The sequence below is a fragment of the Streptomyces sp. 7R007 genome (assembly GCF_054850255.1).
Genome location: NZ_JBTWMV010000006.1, coordinates 41,499 through 61,862, shown reverse-complemented (window position 1 = coordinate 61,862; position 20,364 = coordinate 41,499). Strand labels below are relative to the sequence as shown.

The window sequence follows — 20,364 nt, the reverse complement described above, 5'->3', positions numbered from 1 at the left end:
GGAATCCCCCGCCCTCGGAATCCCCGCGTCCTCAGAACGCCGCCCGTACCTCCCCCACCTCCCGTCCGCCCCCGCGCACCGCCACCCCCGCGAACCGCTCCACCGGCTCCTCCCCCACCCCCAGCAGCCGCAGCGCCCGCGCCAGTACCGGCCCCAGGGCCCGTACGCCCCCGTCCTCCACCTTGAACGCCAGCGCCCGGCCGTCCGGCAGGGCCGCCGCCTGGACCGCCTCCGCGCCCACCTTGGCCACCGTGCCGGGGAGGTCGCGCATGAGCCAGGTGTCGTGGCGGTGGGTGCCGGCGACGTACTCGGGGTGGGCGCGCATGGCGTCGGCCACGCGGCGCCGGGGGGCGGGCGGGGCTGCGAGGACGTGGGAGCGGAAGGCGCGGGCCAGGCCCCGGAGGCTGATGGCCAGGACGGGGGCGCCGCAGCCGTCCACGCCGGTCGCCGCGATCCGTTCGCCCGCCGCTTCCTCCACAGTGCTGTGGATGAGCCGCTGGAGCGGGTGGGCGGGGTCGAGGTACGTGTCCAGGGGCCAGCCGCGCAGGGCGCACGCCGCGAGCATCGCCGCGTGTTTGCCGGAGCAGTTCATCGCCAGGCGGGAGGGCGGGCGGCCCGCCGAGAGCCACGCCTCGCGCTCGGCGGGGTCGAGGGGGAGGTCGGGCGGGCACTGGAGGTGGTCCGGCGACAGGCCGTGCTCGTCCAGCACCTTCTCCACCAGGTCCAGGTGGAACGGCTCGCCCGAGTGGCTGCCGGCGGCCAACGCGAGCCGCTCACCGGCCAGCCGCAGCCCCGCCCGCAGCATCCCGGCCGCCTGCATCGGTTTGTTGGCCGAGCGCGGGAAGACCGGTGACGTCACGTCGCCCAGCGCCAGCGCCACCGACCCGTCCGCCGCCAGCAGCACCAGCGCGCCCCGGTGCCTGCTCTCGACGAACCCCGAGCGCACGACCTCGGCCAGTACCGTCACACGGACCTCACATCGCTCGGATCGCTCAGATCAGCAGGTCGTCCACCTGTGCCTCTCCCTCACGGTACCGGCGCGCGATCTCCGCGCTGCAGTCGTCGGTCGTGCGCTGCAGGCGCTGACGGCGCCGGGAGACCTGCTGCTCGTACCGTACGAGCCGGCCCATCGCGGTGTTCAGCTCCAGGTCCGTACGCGCGTCGAGGTCGGAGAGCTCGACCTCGGCGAGCATGTCGGCGGCCAGCTGCCGGTACTCCTCGCTGTGCGGGGTGCCGAGCGTGACGTGGCGGGCGGAGGAGCGCTGGCGGGCGGGCGCGTCCGTGAGGATCTCGGGCAGACGGTCGACCACCGCGCCCGCGCCCGCCGGGGAACGGCGGACCAGTTCGGCGCGCAGGATGTCGATACGGCCCTGCAGCAGCCGCCGTACGTAACTGAGGTCGGCCTCGTCACGCTGGGCGTCCCGGCGCAGGGCGCGCAGTTCGGGCAGGCTCAGTCCGGTCAGGTCGTGCTCGGGCGGCTCGGCGGGCAGCCGCGGACCCCCCGGCATCCCCGGAGTGCTCAGGACGCCATTCCCCAAACCCCCGACAGCGGGCGGCTGCCCGGTACTCGGTGTGCTCATGTGCCTCTACCGTCCCCTCGACCGGCGTGTGGGAAGCATCGTGCCACCCCAAGTGGCCGCTATGTGACCGAGTGCCCCCGAACGGCCCCAGATGGGGGGTTAAGGATCAAAAAGAAGGGCCCCGACGAGGCTGTCGGGGCCGCACGGCATCATGGGCCCATGCGTGCAGTGGTGCAGAGAGTGGACGGCGCGAGCGTCGTCGTGGACGGCGAGACGGTCGGGGAGATCACCGGCGAGGGGCTGTGCGTCCTGGTCGGTGTGACACACGAGGACACCAAGGAGAAGGCGGCCCAGCTCGCCCGCAAGCTCTGGTCCCTGCGCGTGCTGAACGACGAGAGGTCGTGCAGCGACGTCGACGCCCCGCTCCTGGTCGTCAGCCAGTTCACCCTCTACGGCGACGCCCGCAAGGGCCGCCGTCCCACCTGGAACGCCGCCGCCCCCGGCGACGTCGCCGAGCCCCTGGTCGACGAGGTCGTCGCCCAACTCCGCGCCCTGGGCGCCACGGTGGCCACCGGCCGCTTCGGCGCCAAGATGCGGGTCTCCCTGACCAACGACGGCCCGTTCACCGTCCTGCTCGACATCTGAGCCGCCGGGTCCGCGAGCGCCACGGTCCCTACGGCTCGACGACGACCTCCTGTGCCGCCGCCGTCTCCCCCGCCATCAGGCGTGCGTCCAGGGGCACGTTCCGCTTGACCAGCGCCAAGGCGATCGGGCCCAGTTCGTGGTGGCGGGCGGAGGACGTGACGAAGCCGATCTTGCGGCCGTCGGGGCCCTCCTCGGCGAGGTGGAGGTCGGTGCCGGGGACGGGGAGGTGGACCTCGCTGCCGTCCAGGTGGAGGAAGACCAGGCGGCGCGGCGGCCTGCCCAGGTTCTGGACGCGGGCGACCGTCTCCTGACCCCGGTAGCAGCCCTTCTGGAGGTGGACGGCCGTGCCGATCCAGCCCAGCTCGTGCGGGATGGTGCGGTGGTCGGTCTCGAAGCCGAGGCGGGGGCGGTGGTGTTCGACGCGCAGCGCCTCGTAGGCGAGGATCCCGGCCGGCGGGCCGGCCTTCTCGGCGTAGGGCTCCAGGTCCGCGCGGGGGAGGAAGAGGTCGCGGCCGTACGGGGTCTCGCGGACGACGACCCCGGGCGGGATCTCCGCGATCGAGCCGGCCGGCACGTGGACGACCGCGAACTCGGCCGTGCGGTCGGCGACTTCGACCCTGTAGAAGAACTTCATCGACTCCAGGTACGCGATCAGCGCGTCCTGTGTGCCGGGCTCCACGTGGGCCCAGACCGTCGTGCCGTCGTCGACCAGGTAGAGCGCGTGCTCGATGTGGCCGTGGGCGGACAGGATCAGGGCCTCGGTGGCCTGGCCGGCGGGCAGTTCGCTCACGTGCTGGGTGAGGAGCAGGTGCAGCCAGCTCAGCCGGTCCTCGCCGGAGACGGTGACGACCCCGCGGTGCGAGAGGTCGACGAATCCGGTGCCGTCGGAGAGGGCGCGCTGCTCGCGGAACAGGTCGCCGTAGTGGGCGGCGACGCCTTCGTCCACGCCCTCCGCGGGGACGGCGCCGGGCAGGGACAGCAGGGGGCTCTTCATATCCACAAGCCTACGACTCGGTAGTTGAAGTCTTGAGCGAGCAGTCCCGGCAGCGCCCGAAGATCGCGAAGTGCTTCATGTCCGTCTCGAAGCCGAACTCCCGCCGCAGCTTCGCCGTGAACTCCGCCGCCACCGACACATCGGCCTCGATCACGTTCTGGCAGTCCCGGCAGACCAGGTGGATGTGGTGGTGCCGGTCGGCCAGGTGGTACGTGGGCGCGCCGTGGCCGAGATGGGCGTGGGAGACCAGCCCGAGCTCCTCCAGGAGCTCCAGGGTCCGGTAGACCGTGGAAATGTTGACCCCCGACGCCGTCTTCTTCACTTCCGTGAGGATGTCGTCGGGGGTCGCGTGCTCAAGGGTGTCCACGGCTTCGAGCACAAGTTGCCGCTGCGGGGTCAGCCGGTAGCCGCGCTGCCGCAGATCACTCTTCCAGTCGGTGCTCACCACACCGACGAGTCTAGAACTACTTGAAGAAGGCGATCCCGTCGTCCGGCAGGTCGTCCGGCAGGGCCTTCGCCCAGCGCTCGACCTCCTCGGGGGTGACGACCTTCTTCAGGTGCGCCGACATGTAGGGGCGCAGCTCGACCTCGGGGGTCTGCTTCTCGCCGACCCACATCAGGTCGCTCTTGACGTAGCCGTACAGCCGCTTGCCGCCGCTGTAGGGCTCGGCGGCCGCCGTGCGCGCCACCGCGTCCGTCACCAGGTCGATCTGCGGCTTCTTGTCGGCGAGCTCGCCGTACCAGATCTCGATGACGCCGTCGTCGCGGGTCATCGTCACCTCGACCTTGCGGTCGGCGTCGATGCGCCAGTAGCCGTACTCCGACTCCAGGGGACGGACCTTGTTGCCGTCGTTGTCCAGCACCCAGGTGCGGGAGTGGTACTCCAGGAAGTCCCGGCCGTCGTGGGTGAAGGTGACCTCCTGCCCGAAGTTGCACTTCTCGGAGCCGGGGAAGTCGTGCACGCCCGCGCCCGCCCAGGTGCCGAGCAGGAAGGCGAGGGGGACGAGGTCCTTGTGGAGGTCGGACGGGATCTCGATCATGAGCGGGGTTCCTAGGAAGGGGTCAGCGCTGGCCCTGGTACAGCTTCTTCACGGTCAGGTAGGCGAAGGCGAGGACGCCGACGCAGACCAGGACCAGCAGGGTTTCGAAGAATGCCTCAAGCACGGGGTGCTCCTTGGTGAGCGACAGTGGGCGGTACGAGAGCCGGGCCCCAGCTTACGCGGCCGGGGCCCGGCGCTCGTGGTGAGGTACGCCGCCCCGGCCCTCAGCCCAGCAGCTGGCTCTGCAGGACGACCGTCTGCTGGAACGGCACGGCCCGCGCGCCGCCCTTCCTGGACTGCACGACCAGGGCGAGGACGTCACCGGCGGCGAGGTAGGCCTGCCGGACCTGCTCGGCGCCGTAGGGCTTCTGCTCGACGTAGGCGCTGCGCTGGACGTGGTCGACCTGCGCGTCCGATGCGAAACCGGCGTCGAAGCCGGAGGCGCCGGCGCCGCGCAGCAGGTAGCCCGGTGCGCCGTAGGGGGCGATGTCCTCGCCGAAGACGCCGTCCACGACCGCGGCGGTGTCGAACTGCAGCAGGTAGACGCGGGTGTGCGTGCCGTCGGCGGTGGTCCAGCCGCGGGCCGCGATGTGCCGCAGGCCGCCGTCGACGAGCTTGTGCCCCAGCTCGGCGCGCTCCGTCCCGCCGGCGTACTCGGCGAGGAAGTCCTTCGTCGCCAGCCAGCCGTCCGCGCCGCGCAGCGCCTTGTCCTCCGTCGCCCCCTCGGGCGCGGGCAGCACCAGTTCCCGCAGGTCGGCGTAGTGGGCCCCGGCCTTGTTCGACGCGGCGAAGGGCTCCGGGCTGCCCGCCGGCAGCGCCGGCCTGGTGAGCGTCGGGTAGTCCCACCGCCCGTCCGAGGCGGTCGCCAGTCCCGGTACGTCGGTCCGCTCCATGCCGGTGATGCCGTACGCCGTGCCGGCCCCGGCCACGGCGAACACGACGGCGCCGGCGACCCAGCGCGCCACGGCCCGAAGCCGCCGCCGGTCCTTCGGCGCCGGGGGCTGTGCGGGGGGCGCAGCCGGTGCGGAGGGGGCCGTCGGTGCCGGCGTGAGCGTCTGTTCGTCCTGGTGCGTCTGCTCGCTCATACCGACTCCCCCGGCTCGCCGATGCGGTCGAGCTGTTCCTTCAGCAGCCTGGCGACCCCGTACGTCTGCAGCGGCTTGGCGCTCTCGGCGGTGAGGGTGACCAGGACGTCTCCCTGGTAGGCGGAGCAGTACATGGCGTCGAGCTTCTCGTCCTTGTCCTTGGGCGGCAGGAAGCAGCGGGCGTTCTTGTGGCCCTCGACGCGCGGACCCTCGCGGAAGACGTCGAGAGCGGCGAGGAACTCGTTCTGGAACTGCGAGATGTTCCGGACGGCCGCCCTGTTCTCCATCCTGACCAGCTGAATGCTCACGGTGGACGCCTGGGCCGTGTAGACCGACGCGAGCTCGTCGGTGCTGACGTAGCTGCGCATGGCCATCCCCTGGATGCGCTGCTTGTCGATCTGCTGCTCCAGGCGGGTGCGCCGGGAGCGGGGCAGCCCGGCGAGCGCCTCCTTGCGCAGGGCCGTCGCCTGGGCGCCGTCGAGCTGCGCGTCGGAGCCGAACTCGCCGATGTCGGGCCCGCGGCTCCAGCCGTCGGCCCCGTACGGCACGAGCAGCCCGGCGAGGCCCTTGGCGGGAGCCGCCTTGGTGTCCGCGGCCTTGTCCTTGGGAAACGTCCACACCGGGGCACCCGCGTCGCGGTCGGCGCCATGGACGGTGACCACGGTGTATCCGACGCCGCCGAGGAGGGCCGCGGCCAGCAGGGCGGAGCCGGCGATCACGGCGGCACGGCCACGGCGGCCGCGACGGCCGGGGTCCGGGACGGAGGCGGCGGGATCGCCGCCGTACGCGAGCTCGACGGGCCCCACTTCACCCACCGGCCCACCCGGTCTCTCGCCCACCGGCTCGCTCGGGCTCTCGGTCTCGTTCGCGTTCACAGCCGCTCCATCTGCCGCTTCGCCAGGTCCATGATCGTGGCCTTGGTGACGGGCCGGGTGTCGGTGATCCACATCTCCATGGCGATGTCGCCGCGGTAGGCGTGCGCCTCGGCGGTGTACGTCGGCAGGTAGCCGGCCTCGGTGTGCGGCCTGGTCTGCACGTACACCTGGCCGCTGCCGGTGCCGGGCAGGGGCCAGCTGTCCGTGCCGCCGCCCTTCCCCGCCCAGTACTGCGCGTTGTCGACGGCGTCGGCGGCCTCCGTGGACTCCAGCTGGCGGTACTGCACCAGCCGGATCTCCACGGTCCGGTGGCTGCCGACGTCCCAGCCGGTGAGGGCCGCGCGGCGGAACTCGGCGCTGATCAGGTCGCCGAACGCGCCGGCGGGCTTGTCGTAGCTCTCGGCGTAGTCGGCCAGGTCCATCCAGCCGTCGCTGCCGCCCAGCCACTCGGCCTTGCGGGCGCCGGCCGGCTTCTTCAGCAGCAGGGTGCGCAGGTCGCCGTCGGTCCGCACCCGGCGGTCCTGCGCGGCCGACAGCGGTTCGGGGCCGTCGCCCTTCGCCTGCGCGAGGGCGGGCTGCGCGAGGGAGGGCAGCTTGGTGGGCGCACGGTGGGCCTGGACGAGGTATCCGGTGCAGGTGCCGGCGACGACGCCGAGGACGGCGGCACCGGCGAGGAACAGCGCGGTGCGGCGACGCCGACGGGACCGGGGCCGGGGCGCACCGGGAGCCTCGGGCGTATCGGGCGCGACCGGCACGTCCGGCGCGTCCGGGGCGTCGGCGGGCTCTTCGGGTTCTTCCAAGACGTTCCCCCACAGAAGGTGAAGCGCGCATTCCGTCTGCGCGCTGCACAGGAGACTCACGGCCGACGACCGGAGTTGTGGGCGAAGTGATTACGATTCGGCCATGCCGAAGAAGCTCGTGATCAAGGTGACGGCGGGGGCGGACGCCCCCGAACGCTGCTCCCAGGCCTTCACGGTCGCCGCCGTGGCCGTGGCCAGCGGTGTCGACGTCTCCCTGTGGCTGACCGGCGAGTCCGCGTGGTTCGCCCTGCCTGGCCGGGCCGCCGAGTTCGAGCTCCCGCACGCGGCACCGCTCCCCGACCTCCTCGACGCCCTCCTGGCGGGCGGCCGCGTCACCCTGTGCACGCAGTGCGCGGCCCGCCGGGACATCACGGAGAAGGACGTCATCGAAGGCGTACGCATCGCGGGCGCCCAGGTCTTCGTCCAGGAGGCACTGGCGGACGAGACCCAGGCGCTCGTCTACTGAGCCCCGCCCCGGCCTACGGCACTTCCCGCGTCCACAGACAGAAGGGATGCCCGGCAGGATCGAAGAGCACCCGCACATCGGCCTGCGGCTGGAACTCCGCCAGCCGCGCGCCCCCGGCCACGGCTCGCGCGACCTCGGCCTCCAGGTCGTCCACCTCGATGTCGAGATGCAGCATCATCTGCTGTTCCCCGGGCCTGCGGGTGGGCCACACCGGCGGCACGTACTCGGGTTCCGTCTGGAAGGACAGCCTCATGCCCCCGCCCGGCGGTTCGATGGCCACCCAGTCGGGCTCGTCGTCGCGGACGACGAAGCCGAGCAGGCGTGCGTAGAAGTCGGCGAGGACATGCGCATCCGGCGCGTCCATCACGGTGGCGGACAGCTTGGGGAGCGACATGGAGGTCTTCGTATCGCAGCCCGCGGGCGGCCCGCAATCACGTGGACGGCCCGCAATCGGCTGTCACAACTGATCTACAGTCCTCCGGTCGGGCCCCCGGCCAGGGTTACGCTCGCGCCGGGGCGGCCACCCGGTCGTCCGTGTCCGGTCTCGTCGATGTCCGCCTAGGTGGGGGAACACGGAATGCGCGCCCTGCGAATACTCCTGATCGTCGTCGTGATCCTGGGCGGCCTGTTCGTGATCGCGGACCGGGTCGCGGTGCACCTCGCCCAGAACGAGGCCGCGGACAAGATCCGGACGACCGAAGGGCTGGACTCCACCCCCGACGTCTCCATCAAGGGCTTCCCCTTCCTCACCCAGGTCGCCTCCGGCGAGCTCGACGACGTCCAGGTGGGCATCAAGGACTACGACGCGGACACCGGCGCCGGAAGCAGCGGCGGCCCCAAGACGATCCGGATCGACGACCTCAAGGCCGACATGAAGGGCGTCAGCTTCTCCGGCGACTACAGCTCCGCCACCGCGGCCCACGCCACCGGCACCGCCCTCGTCTCCTACGACGAGCTCGTCAAGGCGGCCAAGTCCGAGCCGACGCGGATCTTCCCCGGCGTCCACGCCCAGGTCGTCGGCCTCTCCGACGGCGGCAACGGCAAGATCAAGGTAGAGATCAAGGTCACGGTGGCCGGCGCCTCGCAGACGTACCCCGTGCTCAGCTCGGTGACGGTCGAGGGAGACACGGTGCAGGTGCACGCCGACTCGCTGCCCAGGCTGGTCGTGGACCTCGCCGAGTCCCGGATCCGGACGATCACCGACTTCCAGCAGACCATCGACCAGCTGCCGGGCGGCATCAAGCTGGACAGTGTGCGGGCCGCGCAGGACGGTGTGGAGATCAAGGTGAAGGGTTCGAACGTCAAGCTGGCCGGGTAGGACGACGGGCGGCGCGCTCCACCGGGCGTCCGAAGGGCCGTCCGCGACGGCGTCCGCAGCGTGAGACGGCCGTGTCCGCAGCGTAGATGTGACGACGGATACAACGGGCCGAATCCCGTGCGGCGACGGCCCTGCGCCTGATCCTTTCCCACATCCCGGACGATCGCGTCTCAGAATACGACACGCCGGTGACACGCCACGCTGTCCGTCCCTACGATCGACGGCATGAAGCGACAGGCGGATCTCACGAAGCGGCGGGCAGTAGACCTGTGCCGCGTTGCCGCCATGCTCTGTCGCCCCTTCTGAGCGGAAGCACCGGCTTCCGCGTCCCCCCGCCCTGCCCAGGGCATCCGTGCGCCGCCCGCGCCCGAGCGGAGCGCGCGCACCCCGCACACCCGCACGCCCCGCCGCAACTGCCCCGGAGGAGAAAGAGCATGAGCCGCAGCGACGTCCTGGTAGACGCCGACTGGCTGCAGGACCACCTGGACGACCCGGACATCGCCATTGTCGAGGTCGACGAGGACACGTCCGCCTACGAGAAGAACCACATCAGGAACGCGATCCGGATCGACTGGACCAAGGACCTCCAGGACCCGGTCCGCCGTGACTTCATCGACCAGGAGGGCTTCGAGAAACTCCTGTCGGCGAAGGGCATCGCCAACGACACGCTGGTGATCCTCTACGGCGGCAACAACAACTGGTTCGCGTCCTACGCCTACTGGTACTTCAAGCTCTACGGCCACGAGAACGTCAAGCTCCTCGACGGCGGCCGCAAGAAGTGGGAGCTGGACGCCCGCGAGCTGGTCGACGGCACCGAGGTGCCCGAGCGGCCGGCGACCGAGTACAAGGCCAAGCCGCAGAACACCGCGATCCGCGCCTTCCGCGACGACGTCGTGGCGGCCATCGGCTCGCACAACCTCGTCGACGTGCGCTCGCCCGACGAGTTCTCCGGCAAGCTGCTCGCGCCGGCGCACCTGCCGCAGGAGCAGTCGCAGCGTCCCGGTCACGTCCCGTCCGCGAAGAACATCCCGTGGTCGAAGAACGCCAACGACGACGGCACCTTCAAGTCGGACGAGGAGCTCAAGGAGCTCTACGCCGAGGAGAACGTGGACCTCGCCAAGGACACGATCGCCTACTGCCGCATCGGTGAGCGCTCGGCGCTGACCTGGTTCGTGCTGCACGAGCTGCTCGGCGTGGAGAACGTCAAGAACTACGACGGCTCCTGGACCGAGTACGGCTCCCTCGTCGGCGTGCCGATCGAGCTCGGCGCCGGCAAGTAAGTCCTTCCGACCTTTACCCCTCTAGGAGTTCGACATGTGCGGTGCGAAGGCCGGCGGCCCCGACGCCTCGACGATCAAGCCCGGTGAGACCACGATCCAGGGCCAGGTGACCCGCGACGGCGAGCCGGTGCAGGGCTACGTGCGCCTGCTCGACTCGACCGGCGAGTTCACCGCGGAGGTCCCGACCTCCGCCACCGGACAGTTCCGCTTCTACGCGGCCGAGGGCACCTGGACCGTCCGCGCCCTCGTGCCCGGCGCCACGGCCGACCGCACGGTCGTCGCCCAGCAGGGCGGCCTGGCCGAGGTCGCCATCGCGGTCTGACCCCGGCGTCCCGAAGGGCCGCACCTCACGGCTGATCCCCGGAGGTGCGGCCCTTCGCCACGTCCGGACCCCCGGCCTACCCTGGAGGCATGTACGCACGCAGGCGGCACACCTACTTCGCGATGATGGGGGTCTGCATCGCGCTGTTCGTCCTGGCGTGGGGGGTCGTACGGATCTGGTCCGTCCCGGCGGCCGTGGGGATGTGCGTCGTCGCCATGGTCATCCCGCCGGTCGCCGCGATGGTGGCCAACCGGCGGGGGCCCGACGACCGGTGGTGGGACGACCCGTCCGGGGACCCCAAGTCCGACGAGTGGTGGGACGAGCTGGACGGCAAGAAGCGGCCCTGACGGCCGGGGTCAGCCGAAGGCCCGGCCCAGCACGTAGACCGCCGGGGCCGCGGCCGCCAGGGGCAGGGCCACGCCCGCGGTGAAGTGGACGAAGCGGGACGGGTAGTCGTAACTGGCCACCCGGTGCCCGATCAGCGCGCACACCGCCGCCCCCGCGCCCAGCAGCGCCCCCTTCGCGCCCAGGTCGGTCATCCCGCCGACCGCGATCCCCGCGCCCGCCGCGGCGAGCAGGGACACCACCACCGACGCCGGGGTCGGCAGCGGCAGCGCGCGCGCCAGGACCGCCACCGCGACCGCCGCCGCGCCGACCGTCACCGCGTCCGCGTCGGCCGCGAGGTGACCGGCCGCCACGATCGACAGGGCCGCGGAGGCGACCGTCGCCATCAGGCCGTACATCCGCTCGTCCGGGTCCGCGTGCGAGCGCAGTTGCAGGACCAGGCAGAGCAGGACCCACACGCCGAGGGTGCCGAGGATGGCCGCCGGTCCGTGCTCACGGCCCGCGGCGAGCAGCGCCACGTCCGCGACGAGCGCGCCGAGGAAGGCCAGGGCGATGCCCTGGCGGGCCGGCCACATGCCGTTCAGCCGGAACCAGCCCGCCGCGGTGACGCCCTGCAGCACGACGAGCGGCACGAGCAGCGCGTACGAGCCGATCGCCGCCGTGCCGGACAGCAGCAGCCCCAGCAGCGCCGTGAGCGCGGCCGGCTGCATGCCGGGCTCGATGACCGGGGAACGGCCCTCCAGACGGGCCCGCTGGGCGTCGGTGACGCGCGCGTTGCCGGCGAGAGTGGCGGGACCGTAGGCGGGCTCGGGGCCCGGGGTGGAGGCAGGGGGCTGGGGCTGGGGCAGTGGTTGCGGCTGCGGCTGGTGCCAGGCGGGCGTGCCGTAGCCCTGCGGGGCCGGCGCCTCCTGCTGCGGCAGGTACGCCGTCTCCGCCGCCGGCACCGGTGCCTGGACCTGCGTCTCCCAGGTCTGGCCCTGCCACTGCTGCGTGTACTGCTGGGCGGCGTACGGATCGTCGTACGCCTGTTGCCACTGCGGGTCGTAACCCTGCTGATACGGGTTCTGGCCCTGGTCGTGGGGATACGGCTGCTCGGTCATCGTCACCCTCCTGCGAACGGCGGGAGCACCTCGACCGTGCCGCCGTCGGCCAGCCGTACCGTCTCATGTCCGCGGGTGCCCACGGGGTCACCGTCCACGAGGAACGAGCATCGCTGAAGTACGCGCGCGAGTTCGCCGGGGTGTCGTCCGCGCACGGCGTCCAGCGCCTCGGCGAGCGTGCCCGCCTCGTACGGCTCCTCGGCGACCCCGGCCGCGGCCTTGGCGGCGGCCCAGTAGCGCACCGTGACCTTTGGCATCGGTTCCTCAATCAGTTCGGCTGTGTACCGGGCAAGGTTAGGGCCTGTCCGCCATGACCGACGGCCCACTCCCCGATGCGGCTCAGCAACTCGTCGGAGGACGCGTGTTCGGCGTGGCCCATCGGCTCGATCCACAGGTCCGCGTGGCCGCCGGCGGCCTCGGCGAGCATGCGGGGATGGTCGACGGGGAAGTAGCCGTCCCGGTCGCCGTGCACGATCAGCAGGGGGGTGGGGGCGATCCGCGGGACCGCCTCCACCGGGGAGAGCGGCACCGGGTCCCACTCCCGGTGGTGGATGCGCGTACCGAAGCCGTAGCGGCCGACCAGGCGGCCCTCCGGGCGCGTCACCAGCCAGTGCAGCTTCCGCATGGGGGCCGTGCCCCGGTAGTACCAGCGGGCCGGCGCGCTCACCGAGACCACCGCGTCCGTGCCCGCTCCGGTGCGCCCCCCGCGCTGCGGTCCGTACAGCGCCGCATGTCGCAGCACCACCGAACCGCCCATGGAGAAGCCGACGGTCGCCACGCGCGCGTGCCCGAGCTCCCGCGCCCAGGCCACCGCGGCGGCCAGGTCGAGCACCTCCCGGTCGCCGACCGTGGAGCGCCCGCCGGAGGCCCCGTGGCCGCGGAAGGAGAAGGTGACCACGGCGCCGTACTGGGCGAACGCCTTCGCCACGCGCCGCACGTGCGGCTTGTCGGCGTCGCCCGTGAAGCCGTGCGCGATCACGAACACCAGGTCACGCGTGGGTGGCCGGGAGGAGTCGTATACGACGTCTCCTGGTTCGTATACGGAATCGATCGTCACCCCGTCGTCTGTGTGCAGAAACGTCCGCATAGGTGTGCGTCTGGTCGTCTCGGAGTTCGGACGAACGGTGGATCGTGCCACATGACCTGCCGTGCCAGCGCTCATGTGGGCTATTCTGCTGGACAGAGGACTCGGGCAGCGTAGCCCCCGGGTCCTTTTGTGCTTTCGGAAGCGTTGTATACGAAGCGGGAAACTCCAGGTGACCGCTGGTGTACGGGGCCGCCGGGATCGCAGAGCAGGTGACGTACCGCACGCGTCCTCGCAGGGACCGAGGAGGAACCAGACGTATGAGTTCTCTGCTGCTCCTGACCAATGCCCTTCAGCCGTCCACAGAAGTGCTTCCCGCGCTCGGCCTGCTGCTGCACAACGTGCGCGTGGCGCCGGCGGAAGGCCCCGCCCTCGTCGACACCCCCGGTGCCGACGTCATCCTCATCGACGGACGCCGTGACCTGCCCCAGGTGCGCAGCCTGTGCCAGCTGCTGCGCTCCACCGGCCCCGGCTGCCCGCTCATCCTCGTCGTCACCGAGGGCGGCCTGGCCGCCGTCACGGCCGACTGGGGCATCGACGACGTCCTCCTCGACACCGCGGGCCCCGCGGAGGTGGAAGCCCGCCTCCGGCTCGCCATGGGCCGTCAGCAGATCGTCAACGACGACTCCCCGATGGAGATCCGCAACGGCGACCTGTCGGTCGACGAGGCGACCTACAGCGCCAAGCTCAAGGGCCGGGTCCTGGACCTGACCTTCAAGGAGTTCGAGCTCCTGAAGTACCTCGCCCAGCACCCGGGCCGCGTCTTCACGCGCGCGCAGCTGCTACAGGAGGTCTGGGGCTACGACTACTTCGGCGGCACCCGGACGGTCGACGTCCACGTACGACGGCTGCGCGCCAAACTCGGGCCCGAGCACGAGTCGCTGATCGGAACCGTCCGGAACGTCGGTTATCGATTCGTTACTCCCGAGAAGGGCGACCGCGTCTCCGACGAGGCCAAGGCCAAGGCGGAGCGCGCAAAGGCGGAGGATGCGGACGAGACGGCGGCCCTGGAGGGCGCCGAGGTCCACGCGGAGGCATGAACGCGCCCCGGGCAGGGCATCGCTCCCCCACGGCACCGCGCCGCGGGCGCCCGCGAAGCTCCCTCACGCCCTGCCCAGAGCGGGTCTCTCCGCGTAGACTCCGCGCGTGGCCAAGGTGACTCGGGATGACGTGGCACGACTGGCGGGAACATCCACCGCCGTCGTGAGCTATGTCATCAACAACGGACCCCGGCCGGTCGCCCCGGCCACGCGCGAGCGTGTCCTCGCCGCGATCAAGGAGCTGGGGTACCGGCCCGACCGGGTCGCCCAGGCGATGGCGTCCCGGCGCACCGATCTCATAGGCCTGATCATCCCGGACGCGCGCCAGCCCTTCTTCGGGGAGATGGCGCACGCGGTCGAACAGGCCGCCGCCGAGCGGGGGAAGATGGTCCTCGTCGGCAACACCGACTACGTCGCCGAGCGCGAGACCCACTACCTGCGGGCGTTCCTCGGCATGCGCGTCTCCGGGCTCATCCTGGTCAGCCACCAGCTCAACGACCTGGCCGCCGCCGAGATCGAGGCGTGGGACGCGCGGGTGGTGCTGCTGCACGAGCGGCCCGAGGCGATCGACGACGTCGCCGTCGTCCTCGACGACCTCACCGGCGCGAAGCACGCCGTCACCCATCTGCTGGAGCACGGCTACGACTACGTCGCCTGTATGGGCGGCACCGCCGAGACCCCCTCCGTCGGCGACCCCGTCTCCGACCACGTCGAGGGCTGGCGGCGCGCGATGGAGGAGGCCGGGCTGCCGACCGAGGGACGGCTGTTCGAGGCGCCGTACAACCGCTACGACGCCTACCGGATCGCCCTGGAGATCCTCGCCGGGCCCCGGCGCCCGCCGGCGATCTTCTGCTCCACCGACGACCAGGCCATCGGCGTGCTGCGGGCCGCCCGCGAGCTGCGCATCGACGTGCCGGGCGAGCTGGCGGTGGCCGGCTTCGACGACATCAAGGAGGCGGCGCTCGCGGATCCGCCGCTGACGACCGTCGCCTCGGACCGCTCGGCGATGGCCCGCGAGGCGGTCGACCTGGTCCTCGACGACGGTCTGCGGGTGGCGGGCTCGCGCCGGGAGCGGCTGAAGGTGTTCCCGTCGCGGCTGGTGGTGCGCCGGTCCTGCGGGTGCGCATGAGGGCCGCACGGGCCTTCCTGAGGGATTTCTGAGAGCTTCCTGAGAGGGCTCCGCGAGCGCCGAGAAGCGTCTTTATATCGGGCATACGAGGTTCTGGCGGCGTTCTCAGCGGGCCCTCAGGGGGCTCTCATGGTCGCGGGACAAGCTGTGTGCCATGACCGAGAGCTTCCGCCGCAGCGGCGACTACGACACCCCGTACCAGGGCGCCCAGCAGCAGCACGCCTCCTCCCCCGTGAACCCCGAGTGGCCGCCCCCGCCGGCGCAGCCGCCCGCCCAGCAGGCCGCGCAGCCCGTGGAGCCGGTCACCGTCGAGCCCGGCACCACCGTGTGGCCGGCCCACGCCTCCCAGGCCGCCGCGCCGGCCGGTTTCGCCGCGCAGGGCGGCGAGGCGTTCGGCGGCGACGGCGCGGGCGGCGGCGGTACGGCCGTCCTCACCGCGGCCCCGGCCGAGCCCGCCGCGCCGGCGCCCGCGGCTACGCCGAAGAAGCGCAACCGCGGCCCCATCGCCCTCCTCGCGGCCGTCGCGATCGTCGCCGCGGCCATAGGCGGCGGCACCGCGTACGGCATCCAGGAGCTCACCGGCAACGACACCGTCGCCACCAGCAGCACCACCACCAACGTCGTGCCCTCCAGCAAGAAGGGCGACGTCGCCGCCATCGCCGCGGCCGTCAGCCCCAGCGTCGTCGAGATCAACGCCACGCTCAGCAACGGCTCCTCGACCGGTTCCGGCGTGATCATCACCAGCAACGGCGAGATCATCACCAACAACCACGTCATCTCCGGCGCGTCCTCGATCAAGGTGACCACCAGCGACGGCAAGTCGTACACCGCGCAGGTCGTCGGCACCGACAGCAAGAAGGACCTCGCCCTGATCAAGCTGGAGGGCGCCTCCGGCCTCACGCCGGCCACCCTCGGCAACTCCGACGGCGTCCAGGTCGGCGACACGGTCGTCGCGATCGGCTCCCCCGAGGGCCTGACCGGCACGGTCACCAGCGGCATCGTCTCCGCCCTCAACCGTGACGTCACCGTCTCGACCGACGAGAACCAGGGCCAGAACCAGGGCGGCGACGGCAACTGGCCGTTCCAGTTCGGCGGCCAGCAGTTCAACGGCGACACCGGCTCCTCGACCACGACCTACAAGGCGATCCAGACCGACGCGTCCCTGAACCCCGGCAACTCCGGCGGCGCGCTCATCGACGCCAGCGGCAACATCATCGGCATCAACTCCGCGATGTACTCGGCCAGTTCCGGCTCCTCCTCGTCCTCGGACGCCGGCAGCGTCGGCCTCGGCTTCGCCATCCCCATCAACACCGTCAAGGCGGACCTCGCCACCCTCCGGGCCGGCGGCAGCGACAGCTGAGCCCCGGCCGCCACCCCACCGACAGGGAGTACGTCATGATCAAGCAGGTTTCCCACACCGTCGCCGGCACCGACCCGGCCGGCTTCGCCCTGGCCCTAGAGGTGGCGTACGCACTGCACGCGCCGGCCGGCCGCGCCCCGGAGGTGGCCCCCGCCCTGGCCGCCGGACGCCGGGCCACGGCCGCGCGGGCCACCCGGCGCCGTACCGTCCGAGGCTGAAACCGTGCGAGGCTGAGATCGTCAGCCCGGACAGACCACCGCACCCGAGGAACCCGCCCATGAGCCCCGCCGAAGGCGACCGTGACCCCCAGCGCATCCTGATCGTCGACGACGAGCCGGCCGTGCGCGAAGCACTCCAGCGCAGCCTCGCCTTCGAGGGGTACGACACCGAGGTGGCGGTCGACGGCGCCGACGCGCTGGACAAGGCGACCGTCTACAAGCCCGACCTGGTCGTCCTGGACATCCAGATGCCCCGCATGGACGGGCTCACCGCCGCGCGGCGCATCCGCGGCGCGGGCGACACGACGCCGATCCTCATGCTGACGGCCCGGGACACCGTCGGCGACCGGGTCACGGGCCTCGACGCCGGGGCCGACGACTACCTGGTCAAGCCCTTCGAACTCGACGAACTCTTCGCCCGGGTCCGGGCGCTGCTGCGCCGCAGCTCCTACGCGGCGGCGGCCGCGGCGGGCGCGGAGCAGGAGGACGAGGCGCTGACCTTCGCCGACCTGCGGATGGATCTGGCGACGCGGGAGGTCACGCGCGGGGGGCGGCCGGTGGAGCTGACCCGTACGGAGTTCACGCTGCTGGAGATGTTCATGGCGCATCCGCGCCAGGTCCTCACCCGCGAGCAGATCCTGAAGGCGGTGTGGGGCTTCGACTTCGAGCCGTCGTCCAACTCGCTGGACGTGTACGTGATGTACCTGCGCCGCAAGACCGAGGCCGGGGGTGAGCCGAGGCTCGTCCACACCGTGCGCGGGGTGGGGTACGTGTTGCGACAGGGCGGCGCGGAGTGAGCAAGCTGGTACGCCGGTACCGCTCCCTGCCGATCCGGGCACGGCTGGCGATGCTGGTCGCGGCGGCGGTGGCGTTCGCGGTGGCGGCGGTGTCGGTGACGTGCTGGTTCATCGTGCAGGGGAAGCTGTACGAGCAGGTCGACAACGACCTCCAGAGGGGCATGCGGGGTCCGCAGATCGCGCGGGCCCAGGCCGCTCTGAACGACTGCTCGCAGACCGCGCAGGGCGGTGACGGGTTCTTCGGCAACAACTACTCCCAGGTCGTGACGGAGAACGGCAAGGTCTGCGTCACGCAGGACTCGGCGGGCGCCGTCAAGGTGACCCAGGCCGACAAGAACGAGATCAAGGGCGGGGACTTCCAGAAGGTCTTCTTCCGCAACGGCACCGATGAGGACGGCAACGACGTCCGCGTGATGGTCCAGCCGCTGGGCGCCACCACCACGACCTCCGGGACGGCCGGGCCGAACGTCGGTTTCATCGTCGCCGTACCGCTGAAGGGCACCCAGAACACCCTCAACGACCTCGCCCTCATCCTCCTCCTCGTCTCCGGCATCGGCGTGCTCGGTGCCGGGGCCGCCGGGCTCGCCGTCGCGCGGGCCGGGCTGCGGCCCGTCGACAAGCTCACCGAGGCCGTCGAGCACGTGGCCCGGACCGAGGACCTGAGCATCCGCATCCCCGTGGCGGAGGACCGCGAGGACGAGGTGGCCCGGCTCTCCCGTTCCTTCAACTCCATGACCTCCTCCCTGGCCAGCTCCCGCGAGCTCCAGCAGCAGCTGATCGCCGACGCCGGGCACGAGCTGCGCACCCCCCTCACCTCCCTGCGCACCAACATCGAACTGCTCACCCGCAGCGAGGAGACGGGCCGCCCGATCCCCGAGGCGGACCGCAAGGCGCTGCTGGCGTCGGTGAAGGCGCAGATGACCGAACTGGCCTCCCTCATCGGCGACCTGCAGGAGCTGTCGCGGTCGGAGGGCCAGCGCGGCGAGCGCGTGCAGGTCGTCTCGCTGGAGGACACCGTCGAGGCGGCCCTGCGCCGGGCGCGGCTGCGCGGACCGGAGCTGACGATCACCGCGCACCTCCAGCCGTGGTACACGCGGGCGGAACCGGCCGCGCTGGAGCGCGCGGTGGTCAACATCCTGGACAACGCGGTGAAGTTCAGCCCCGAGGCCGGCACGATCGAGGTCGAGCTCACCGACGGCGTCCTGACCGTCCGCGACCACGGCCCCGGCATCGCGGAGGACGAACTCCCGCACGTCTTCGACCGCTTCTGGCGCTCCCCGAGCGCCCGCGCCCTGCCGGGGTCGGGCCTCGGCCTGTCCATCGTGGCCCGCACCGTGGAACAGGCCGGCGGCGAGGTCACCCTGGCCCGCGCGGACGGCGGCGGCACGGTGGCGACGGTACGCCTGCCGGGCGCCCCGACCCCGCCACCCGAGGTGCCGTAGGCAGCGTTGGGTGATCACCCATACCCTTGGGGCGAGGGGGAGTGATGGTGAAGAACTCGCGCCGGAACATCGCGCTGTGGGCCGCCCTGGGCGTCGTGTTGCTGGCGCTCGCGGTGTCGCTGCTCGTCTCGGCGGTGGCGGACCGGGACGGCGGCGGTTCGATGGGCGGCGGCCGGCCGTCGACGAGCTGGTACACGGAGGAGCCCACCGCCGGGGCCGCGACCGGTCCCGGTCCCGCCCCGGTCGTCACCCAGACCGTCGTCGCCGTCAGTCCCGGTGGCGGCGGGGGCGGCGGCAGTGACCTGATGACCTCCCTCGGCTCCCTGCTCAGTGGCCTCGCCGCGGTCGGCACGCTGCTGCACGCCGTCCAGTTGAGCCGCCAGAACCGCGAGAGCGCGCACACCGCGCCCACGCCCCGGCAGCCTTCCGCGGACGGGTGACGACCGCCGCCGGTGTGCCGGGCATCGTCAAGTCCGTTGGGGGTCCGCGGAGTTGCGTGAGCACGGCGGTCTCCACGGCGGCCGCCGTGAACGCCGTACCGGCCGACAGCCCCTCCCGCGTGGTGATCAAGCCGCACGTCACCATCCGGGGCACCGGCGGCAGCGCCACCGTCACCGTCGAGGCCGACGACTTCCTGGCCCGGACGGCTCCTCGGCCGGGTACGTCACGGCGCCGTCCACCGCGGCCGGCCGCAAGGGCGTCCTGGTCAACGCCTGTACCGGCTTCCTGAACCCCCGCCCCCAGCTCAGCCATATCCGGCTGCCAGCCCCGGCACAGCCCCGCGTCCCACCGTGAGGGGATGGCACGGAAGATTCTGCTGGCCGACGACGACGCGGCCGTGAGGGAAGGCATCGGACGGCTGCTGAGGTTCGAGGGGTACGAGACGCTTCTCGCCGAGGACGGACGGGCCGCGCTGGACCTGGTGGCGGACCCGCCCGACCTCATCCTGATGGACGTGACCATGCCGGTCCTGGACGGACTGGCCGCGACGCGGCGGATCCGGGCCTCCGGATCCACCGTGCCGATCCTGATGATCACCGGGCGGGACGCGGTCGGCGACCGGATCGTCGCCCTCGACAACGGCGCCGACGGCTATCTGATGAAGCCGTTCGCCGCGGAGGAACTGCTGGCGCGGGTACGGGCGCTGCTGCGGCGCTCCCCGAAGGAGCCCCCCGCCCGCGCCCCCGAGGCCGGCGACCGGCTGGTCTTCGCGGACGTCTCGCTGTGCCGGCGCACCCGGACCGTCACCCGCGGCGGGCGTCCGCTGGACCTCACCAAGACCGAGTACCTGCTGCTGGAGTACCTGATGCGGCACCCGGGCAAGGTGCTCACCCGCAGGCAGATCCTCAAGCACGTCTGGGGCTTCGACTTCGAGCCCACCTCCAACACCCTCGACGTGTACGTCATGTACCTGCGCCGGAAGCTGGAGAGCCGCGGCGCACCGCGGCTCGTCCAGACCGTGCGGGGGCTGGGCTACAGCCTCCGCGTGACCACCTGAGAGTCG

At 72.0% G+C, this 20,364-nt stretch carries 28 protein-coding genes; 16 read left to right on the top strand and 12 right to left on the bottom strand.

All coding sequences use genetic code 11. The features are described 5' to 3' along the window. Positions 1–31: 31 nt before the first annotated feature. Together ACYF6T_RS10165 and ACYF6T_RS10160 are read right to left on the bottom strand one after the other, a co-directional pair. Positions 32–967: an asparaginase gene (locus ACYF6T_RS10165; RefSeq protein ID WP_461695302.1), complete on the bottom strand. Its 936-nt coding sequence runs from the start codon at positions 965–967 to the stop codon at positions 32–34. Between the two features lie 25 nt (positions 968–992). Next, the gene (locus tag ACYF6T_RS10160) at positions 993–1,508 is read right to left on the bottom strand and encodes an RsiG family protein (RefSeq protein ID WP_461695300.1); all 516 of its coding nucleotides are present in this window, start codon (positions 1,506–1,508) and stop codon (positions 993–995) included. A 231-nt stretch (positions 1,509–1,739) separates the two neighbouring features. Here ACYF6T_RS10160 and dtd point away from each other — a divergent pair, with 231 nt between their 5' ends. Then, positions 1,740–2,165, top strand: coding sequence for a D-aminoacyl-tRNA deacylase (dtd, locus tag ACYF6T_RS10155; protein WP_461695299.1), 426 nt, complete (start codon positions 1,740–1,742; stop codon positions 2,163–2,165). 28 nt (positions 2,166–2,193) lie between these two features. Here dtd and ygfZ read toward each other — a convergent pair whose 3' ends face one another. The 6 genes from ygfZ to ACYF6T_RS10125 all read right to left on the bottom strand — a co-directional run bounded on the left by ygfZ (position 2,194) and on the right by ACYF6T_RS10125 (position 6,959). Further along, entirely contained in the window at positions 2,194–3,159 is a 966-nt protein-coding gene (gene ygfZ / locus ACYF6T_RS10150; protein WP_461695298.1) for a CAF17-like 4Fe-4S cluster assembly/insertion protein YgfZ, read from the bottom strand. Between the two features lie 10 nt (positions 3,160–3,169). Continuing rightward, on the bottom strand, positions 3,170–3,607 hold the full coding sequence (locus ACYF6T_RS10145; protein WP_461695297.1) for a Fur family transcriptional regulator: 438 nt from the start codon (positions 3,605–3,607) through the stop codon (positions 3,170–3,172). 16 nt (positions 3,608–3,623) lie between these two features. Further along, complete coding sequence (locus ACYF6T_RS10140) at positions 3,624–4,199, bottom strand: heme-binding beta-barrel domain-containing protein (RefSeq protein WP_461695296.1); 576 nt, start codon at positions 4,197–4,199, stop codon at positions 3,624–3,626. Positions 4,200–4,423: 224 nt separating this feature from the next. Next, on the bottom strand, positions 4,424–5,284 hold the full coding sequence (locus ACYF6T_RS10135; RefSeq protein ID WP_461695295.1) for a hypothetical protein: 861 nt from the start codon (positions 5,282–5,284) through the stop codon (positions 4,424–4,426). Then, the gene (locus ACYF6T_RS10130; protein ID WP_461695294.1) at positions 5,281–6,159 is read right to left on the bottom strand and encodes a hypothetical protein; all 879 of its coding nucleotides are present in this window, start codon (positions 6,157–6,159) and stop codon (positions 5,281–5,283) included. Before ACYF6T_RS10130 ends, ACYF6T_RS10135 begins: the two co-directional genes overlap by 4 nt. Beyond that, a complete protein-coding gene (locus ACYF6T_RS10125; RefSeq protein WP_461695293.1) occupies positions 6,156–6,959 on the bottom strand; it encodes a hypothetical protein in 804 nt (267 codons plus the stop codon). The genes ACYF6T_RS10130 and ACYF6T_RS10125 overlap by 4 nt, the downstream gene beginning before the upstream one ends. 103 nt (positions 6,960–7,062) lie before the next feature. On the opposite strand from ACYF6T_RS10125, the gene ACYF6T_RS10120 reads away from it, so the two are divergent. After that, complete coding sequence (locus ACYF6T_RS10120) at positions 7,063–7,425, top strand: DsrE family protein (protein ID WP_461695292.1); 363 nt, start codon at positions 7,063–7,065, stop codon at positions 7,423–7,425. Positions 7,426–7,438: 13 nt separating this feature from the next. Here the strand turns inward: ACYF6T_RS10120 and ACYF6T_RS10115 are convergent, their stop codons facing one another. After that, positions 7,439–7,819 carry a VOC family protein gene (locus tag ACYF6T_RS10115; protein WP_461695291.1) on the bottom strand — a complete coding sequence of 127 codons (381 nt, stop codon included), beginning with the start codon at positions 7,817–7,819 and terminating at the stop codon, positions 7,439–7,441. 183 nt (positions 7,820–8,002) lie between these two features. Here ACYF6T_RS10115 and ACYF6T_RS10110 point away from each other — a divergent pair, with 183 nt between their 5' ends. The 5 genes from ACYF6T_RS10110 (at position 8,003) to ACYF6T_RS10090 (ending at position 10,692) form a co-directional block, all read left to right on the top strand. Beyond that, a complete protein-coding gene (locus tag ACYF6T_RS10110) occupies positions 8,003–8,743 on the top strand; it encodes an LmeA family phospholipid-binding protein (RefSeq protein ID WP_461695290.1) in 741 nt (246 codons plus the stop codon). 225 nt (positions 8,744–8,968) lie between these two features. Then, on the top strand, positions 8,969–9,049 hold the full coding sequence (locus ACYF6T_RS10105; RefSeq protein WP_350751515.1) for an Ms5788A family Cys-rich leader peptide: 81 nt from the start codon (positions 8,969–8,971) through the stop codon (positions 9,047–9,049). 128 nt (positions 9,050–9,177) lie between these two features. Next, the gene (locus ACYF6T_RS10100) at positions 9,178–10,023 is read left to right on the top strand and encodes a sulfurtransferase (RefSeq protein WP_461695289.1); all 846 of its coding nucleotides are present in this window, start codon (positions 9,178–9,180) and stop codon (positions 10,021–10,023) included. 34 nt (positions 10,024–10,057) lie between these two features. Further along, positions 10,058–10,345, top strand: a complete 288-nt coding sequence (locus tag ACYF6T_RS10095) for a DUF1416 domain-containing protein (protein ID WP_187825660.1) — start codon at positions 10,058–10,060, stop codon at positions 10,343–10,345. An 89-nt stretch (positions 10,346–10,434) separates the two neighbouring features. Continuing rightward, complete coding sequence (locus ACYF6T_RS10090; RefSeq protein ID WP_461695288.1) at positions 10,435–10,692, top strand: DUF3099 domain-containing protein; 258 nt, start codon at positions 10,435–10,437, stop codon at positions 10,690–10,692. Positions 10,693–10,701: 9 nt separating this feature from the next. Here ACYF6T_RS10090 and ACYF6T_RS10085 read toward each other — a convergent pair whose 3' ends face one another. From ACYF6T_RS10085 to ACYF6T_RS10075, 3 genes are read right to left on the bottom strand one after another with little or no spacing between them, the layout of a single operon-like run. Continuing rightward, entirely contained in the window at positions 10,702–11,790 is a 1,089-nt protein-coding gene (locus ACYF6T_RS10085) for a hypothetical protein (protein ID WP_461695286.1), read from the bottom strand. 2 nt (positions 11,791–11,792) lie between these two features. Next, the gene (locus ACYF6T_RS10080) at positions 11,793–12,047 is read right to left on the bottom strand and encodes a MoaD/ThiS family protein (RefSeq protein WP_461695284.1); all 255 of its coding nucleotides are present in this window, start codon (positions 12,045–12,047) and stop codon (positions 11,793–11,795) included. 11 nt (positions 12,048–12,058) lie between these two features. After that, entirely contained in the window at positions 12,059–12,952 is an 894-nt protein-coding gene (locus ACYF6T_RS10075) for an alpha/beta hydrolase (RefSeq protein ID WP_461695282.1), read from the bottom strand. Between the two features lie 182 nt (positions 12,953–13,134). Between ACYF6T_RS10075 and ACYF6T_RS10070 the strand changes: the two genes are divergently transcribed. From ACYF6T_RS10070 to ACYF6T_RS10030, 9 genes are all read left to right on the top strand, one after another. Beyond that, positions 13,135–13,914 (top strand): response regulator transcription factor, encoded by a 780-nt coding sequence (locus tag ACYF6T_RS10070; RefSeq protein ID WP_461695280.1) that lies wholly within the window; start codon positions 13,135–13,137, stop codon positions 13,912–13,914. Between the two features lie 106 nt (positions 13,915–14,020). Continuing rightward, positions 14,021–15,043: a LacI family DNA-binding transcriptional regulator gene (locus ACYF6T_RS10065; RefSeq protein WP_461695278.1), complete on the top strand. Its 1,023-nt coding sequence runs from the start codon at positions 14,021–14,023 to the stop codon at positions 15,041–15,043. Between the two features lie 154 nt (positions 15,044–15,197). Then, complete coding sequence (locus ACYF6T_RS10060; protein ID WP_461695277.1) at positions 15,198–16,403, top strand: S1C family serine protease; 1,206 nt, start codon at positions 15,198–15,200, stop codon at positions 16,401–16,403. A 35-nt stretch (positions 16,404–16,438) separates the two neighbouring features. Beyond that, the gene (locus ACYF6T_RS10055) at positions 16,439–16,621 is read left to right on the top strand and encodes a hypothetical protein (RefSeq protein WP_461695276.1); all 183 of its coding nucleotides are present in this window, start codon (positions 16,439–16,441) and stop codon (positions 16,619–16,621) included. A 59-nt stretch (positions 16,622–16,680) separates the two neighbouring features. Then, positions 16,681–17,418 carry a response regulator transcription factor gene (locus ACYF6T_RS10050; protein WP_461695274.1) on the top strand — a complete coding sequence of 246 codons (738 nt, stop codon included), beginning with the start codon at positions 16,681–16,683 and terminating at the stop codon, positions 17,416–17,418. Then, positions 17,415–18,860, top strand: a complete 1,446-nt coding sequence (locus tag ACYF6T_RS10045; RefSeq protein WP_461695273.1) for a HAMP domain-containing sensor histidine kinase — start codon at positions 17,415–17,417, stop codon at positions 18,858–18,860. Before ACYF6T_RS10050 ends, ACYF6T_RS10045 begins: the two co-directional genes overlap by 4 nt. A gap of 44 nt (positions 18,861–18,904) precedes the next feature. Further along, entirely contained in the window at positions 18,905–19,300 is a 396-nt protein-coding gene (locus ACYF6T_RS10040) for a hypothetical protein (protein WP_461695271.1), read from the top strand. A gap of 56 nt (positions 19,301–19,356) precedes the next feature. Beyond that, positions 19,357–19,590 (top strand): hypothetical protein, encoded by a 234-nt coding sequence (locus ACYF6T_RS10035; protein WP_461695270.1) that lies wholly within the window; start codon positions 19,357–19,359, stop codon positions 19,588–19,590. Positions 19,591–19,659: 69 nt separating this feature from the next. Then, positions 19,660–20,358, top strand: a complete 699-nt coding sequence (locus ACYF6T_RS10030; RefSeq protein WP_461695268.1) for a response regulator transcription factor — start codon at positions 19,660–19,662, stop codon at positions 20,356–20,358. The last annotated feature ends 6 nt before the right edge of the window (positions 20,359–20,364 follow it).

Excerpts from the sequence above, each read along its gene's own strand:
- ACYF6T_RS10160 (WP_461695300.1), bottom strand. The coding sequence starts at position 1,508 with ATGCCGGGGGGTCCGCGGCTGCCCGCCGAGCCGCCCGAGCACGACCTG.
- ACYF6T_RS10140 (WP_461695296.1), bottom strand. The coding sequence starts at position 4,199 with ATGATCGAGATCCCGTCCGACCTCCACAAGGACCTCGTCCCCCTCGCC.
- ygfZ (WP_461695298.1), bottom strand. The coding sequence starts at position 3,159 with ATGAAGAGCCCCCTGCTGTCCCTGCCCGGCGCCGTCCCCGCGGAGGGC.
- ACYF6T_RS10095 (WP_187825660.1), top strand. The coding sequence starts at position 10,058 with ATGTGCGGTGCGAAGGCCGGCGGCCCCGACGCCTCGACGATCAAGCCC.
- ACYF6T_RS10115 (WP_461695291.1), bottom strand. The coding sequence starts at position 7,819 with ATGTCGCTCCCCAAGCTGTCCGCCACCGTGATGGACGCGCCGGATGCG.
- ACYF6T_RS10110 (WP_461695290.1), top strand. The coding sequence starts at position 8,003 with ATGCGCGCCCTGCGAATACTCCTGATCGTCGTCGTGATCCTGGGCGGC.
- ACYF6T_RS10050 (WP_461695274.1), top strand. The coding sequence starts at position 16,681 with ATGAGCCCCGCCGAAGGCGACCGTGACCCCCAGCGCATCCTGATCGTC.
- ACYF6T_RS10080 (WP_461695284.1), bottom strand. The coding sequence starts at position 12,047 with ATGCCAAAGGTCACGGTGCGCTACTGGGCCGCCGCCAAGGCCGCGGCC.
- ACYF6T_RS10105 (WP_350751515.1), top strand. The coding sequence starts at position 8,969 with ATGAAGCGACAGGCGGATCTCACGAAGCGGCGGGCAGTAGACCTGTGC.
- ACYF6T_RS10120 (WP_461695292.1), top strand. The coding sequence starts at position 7,063 with ATGCCGAAGAAGCTCGTGATCAAGGTGACGGCGGGGGCGGACGCCCCC.
- ACYF6T_RS10055 (WP_461695276.1), top strand. The coding sequence starts at position 16,439 with ATGATCAAGCAGGTTTCCCACACCGTCGCCGGCACCGACCCGGCCGGC.
- ACYF6T_RS10070 (WP_461695280.1), top strand. The coding sequence starts at position 13,135 with ATGAGTTCTCTGCTGCTCCTGACCAATGCCCTTCAGCCGTCCACAGAA.
- ACYF6T_RS10040 (WP_461695271.1), top strand. The coding sequence starts at position 18,905 with ATGGTGAAGAACTCGCGCCGGAACATCGCGCTGTGGGCCGCCCTGGGC.
- ACYF6T_RS10030 (WP_461695268.1), top strand. The coding sequence starts at position 19,660 with ATGGCACGGAAGATTCTGCTGGCCGACGACGACGCGGCCGTGAGGGAA.
- ACYF6T_RS10090 (WP_461695288.1), top strand. The coding sequence starts at position 10,435 with ATGTACGCACGCAGGCGGCACACCTACTTCGCGATGATGGGGGTCTGC.
- dtd (WP_461695299.1), top strand. The coding sequence starts at position 1,740 with ATGCGTGCAGTGGTGCAGAGAGTGGACGGCGCGAGCGTCGTCGTGGAC.
- ACYF6T_RS10135 (WP_461695295.1), bottom strand. The coding sequence starts at position 5,284 with ATGAGCGAGCAGACGCACCAGGACGAACAGACGCTCACGCCGGCACCG.
- ACYF6T_RS10075 (WP_461695282.1), bottom strand. The coding sequence starts at position 12,952 with ATGAGCGCTGGCACGGCAGGTCATGTGGCACGATCCACCGTTCGTCCG.
- ACYF6T_RS10060 (WP_461695277.1), top strand. The coding sequence starts at position 15,198 with ATGACCGAGAGCTTCCGCCGCAGCGGCGACTACGACACCCCGTACCAG.
- ACYF6T_RS10100 (WP_461695289.1), top strand. The coding sequence starts at position 9,178 with ATGAGCCGCAGCGACGTCCTGGTAGACGCCGACTGGCTGCAGGACCAC.
- ACYF6T_RS10085 (WP_461695286.1), bottom strand. The coding sequence starts at position 11,790 with ATGACCGAGCAGCCGTATCCCCACGACCAGGGCCAGAACCCGTATCAG.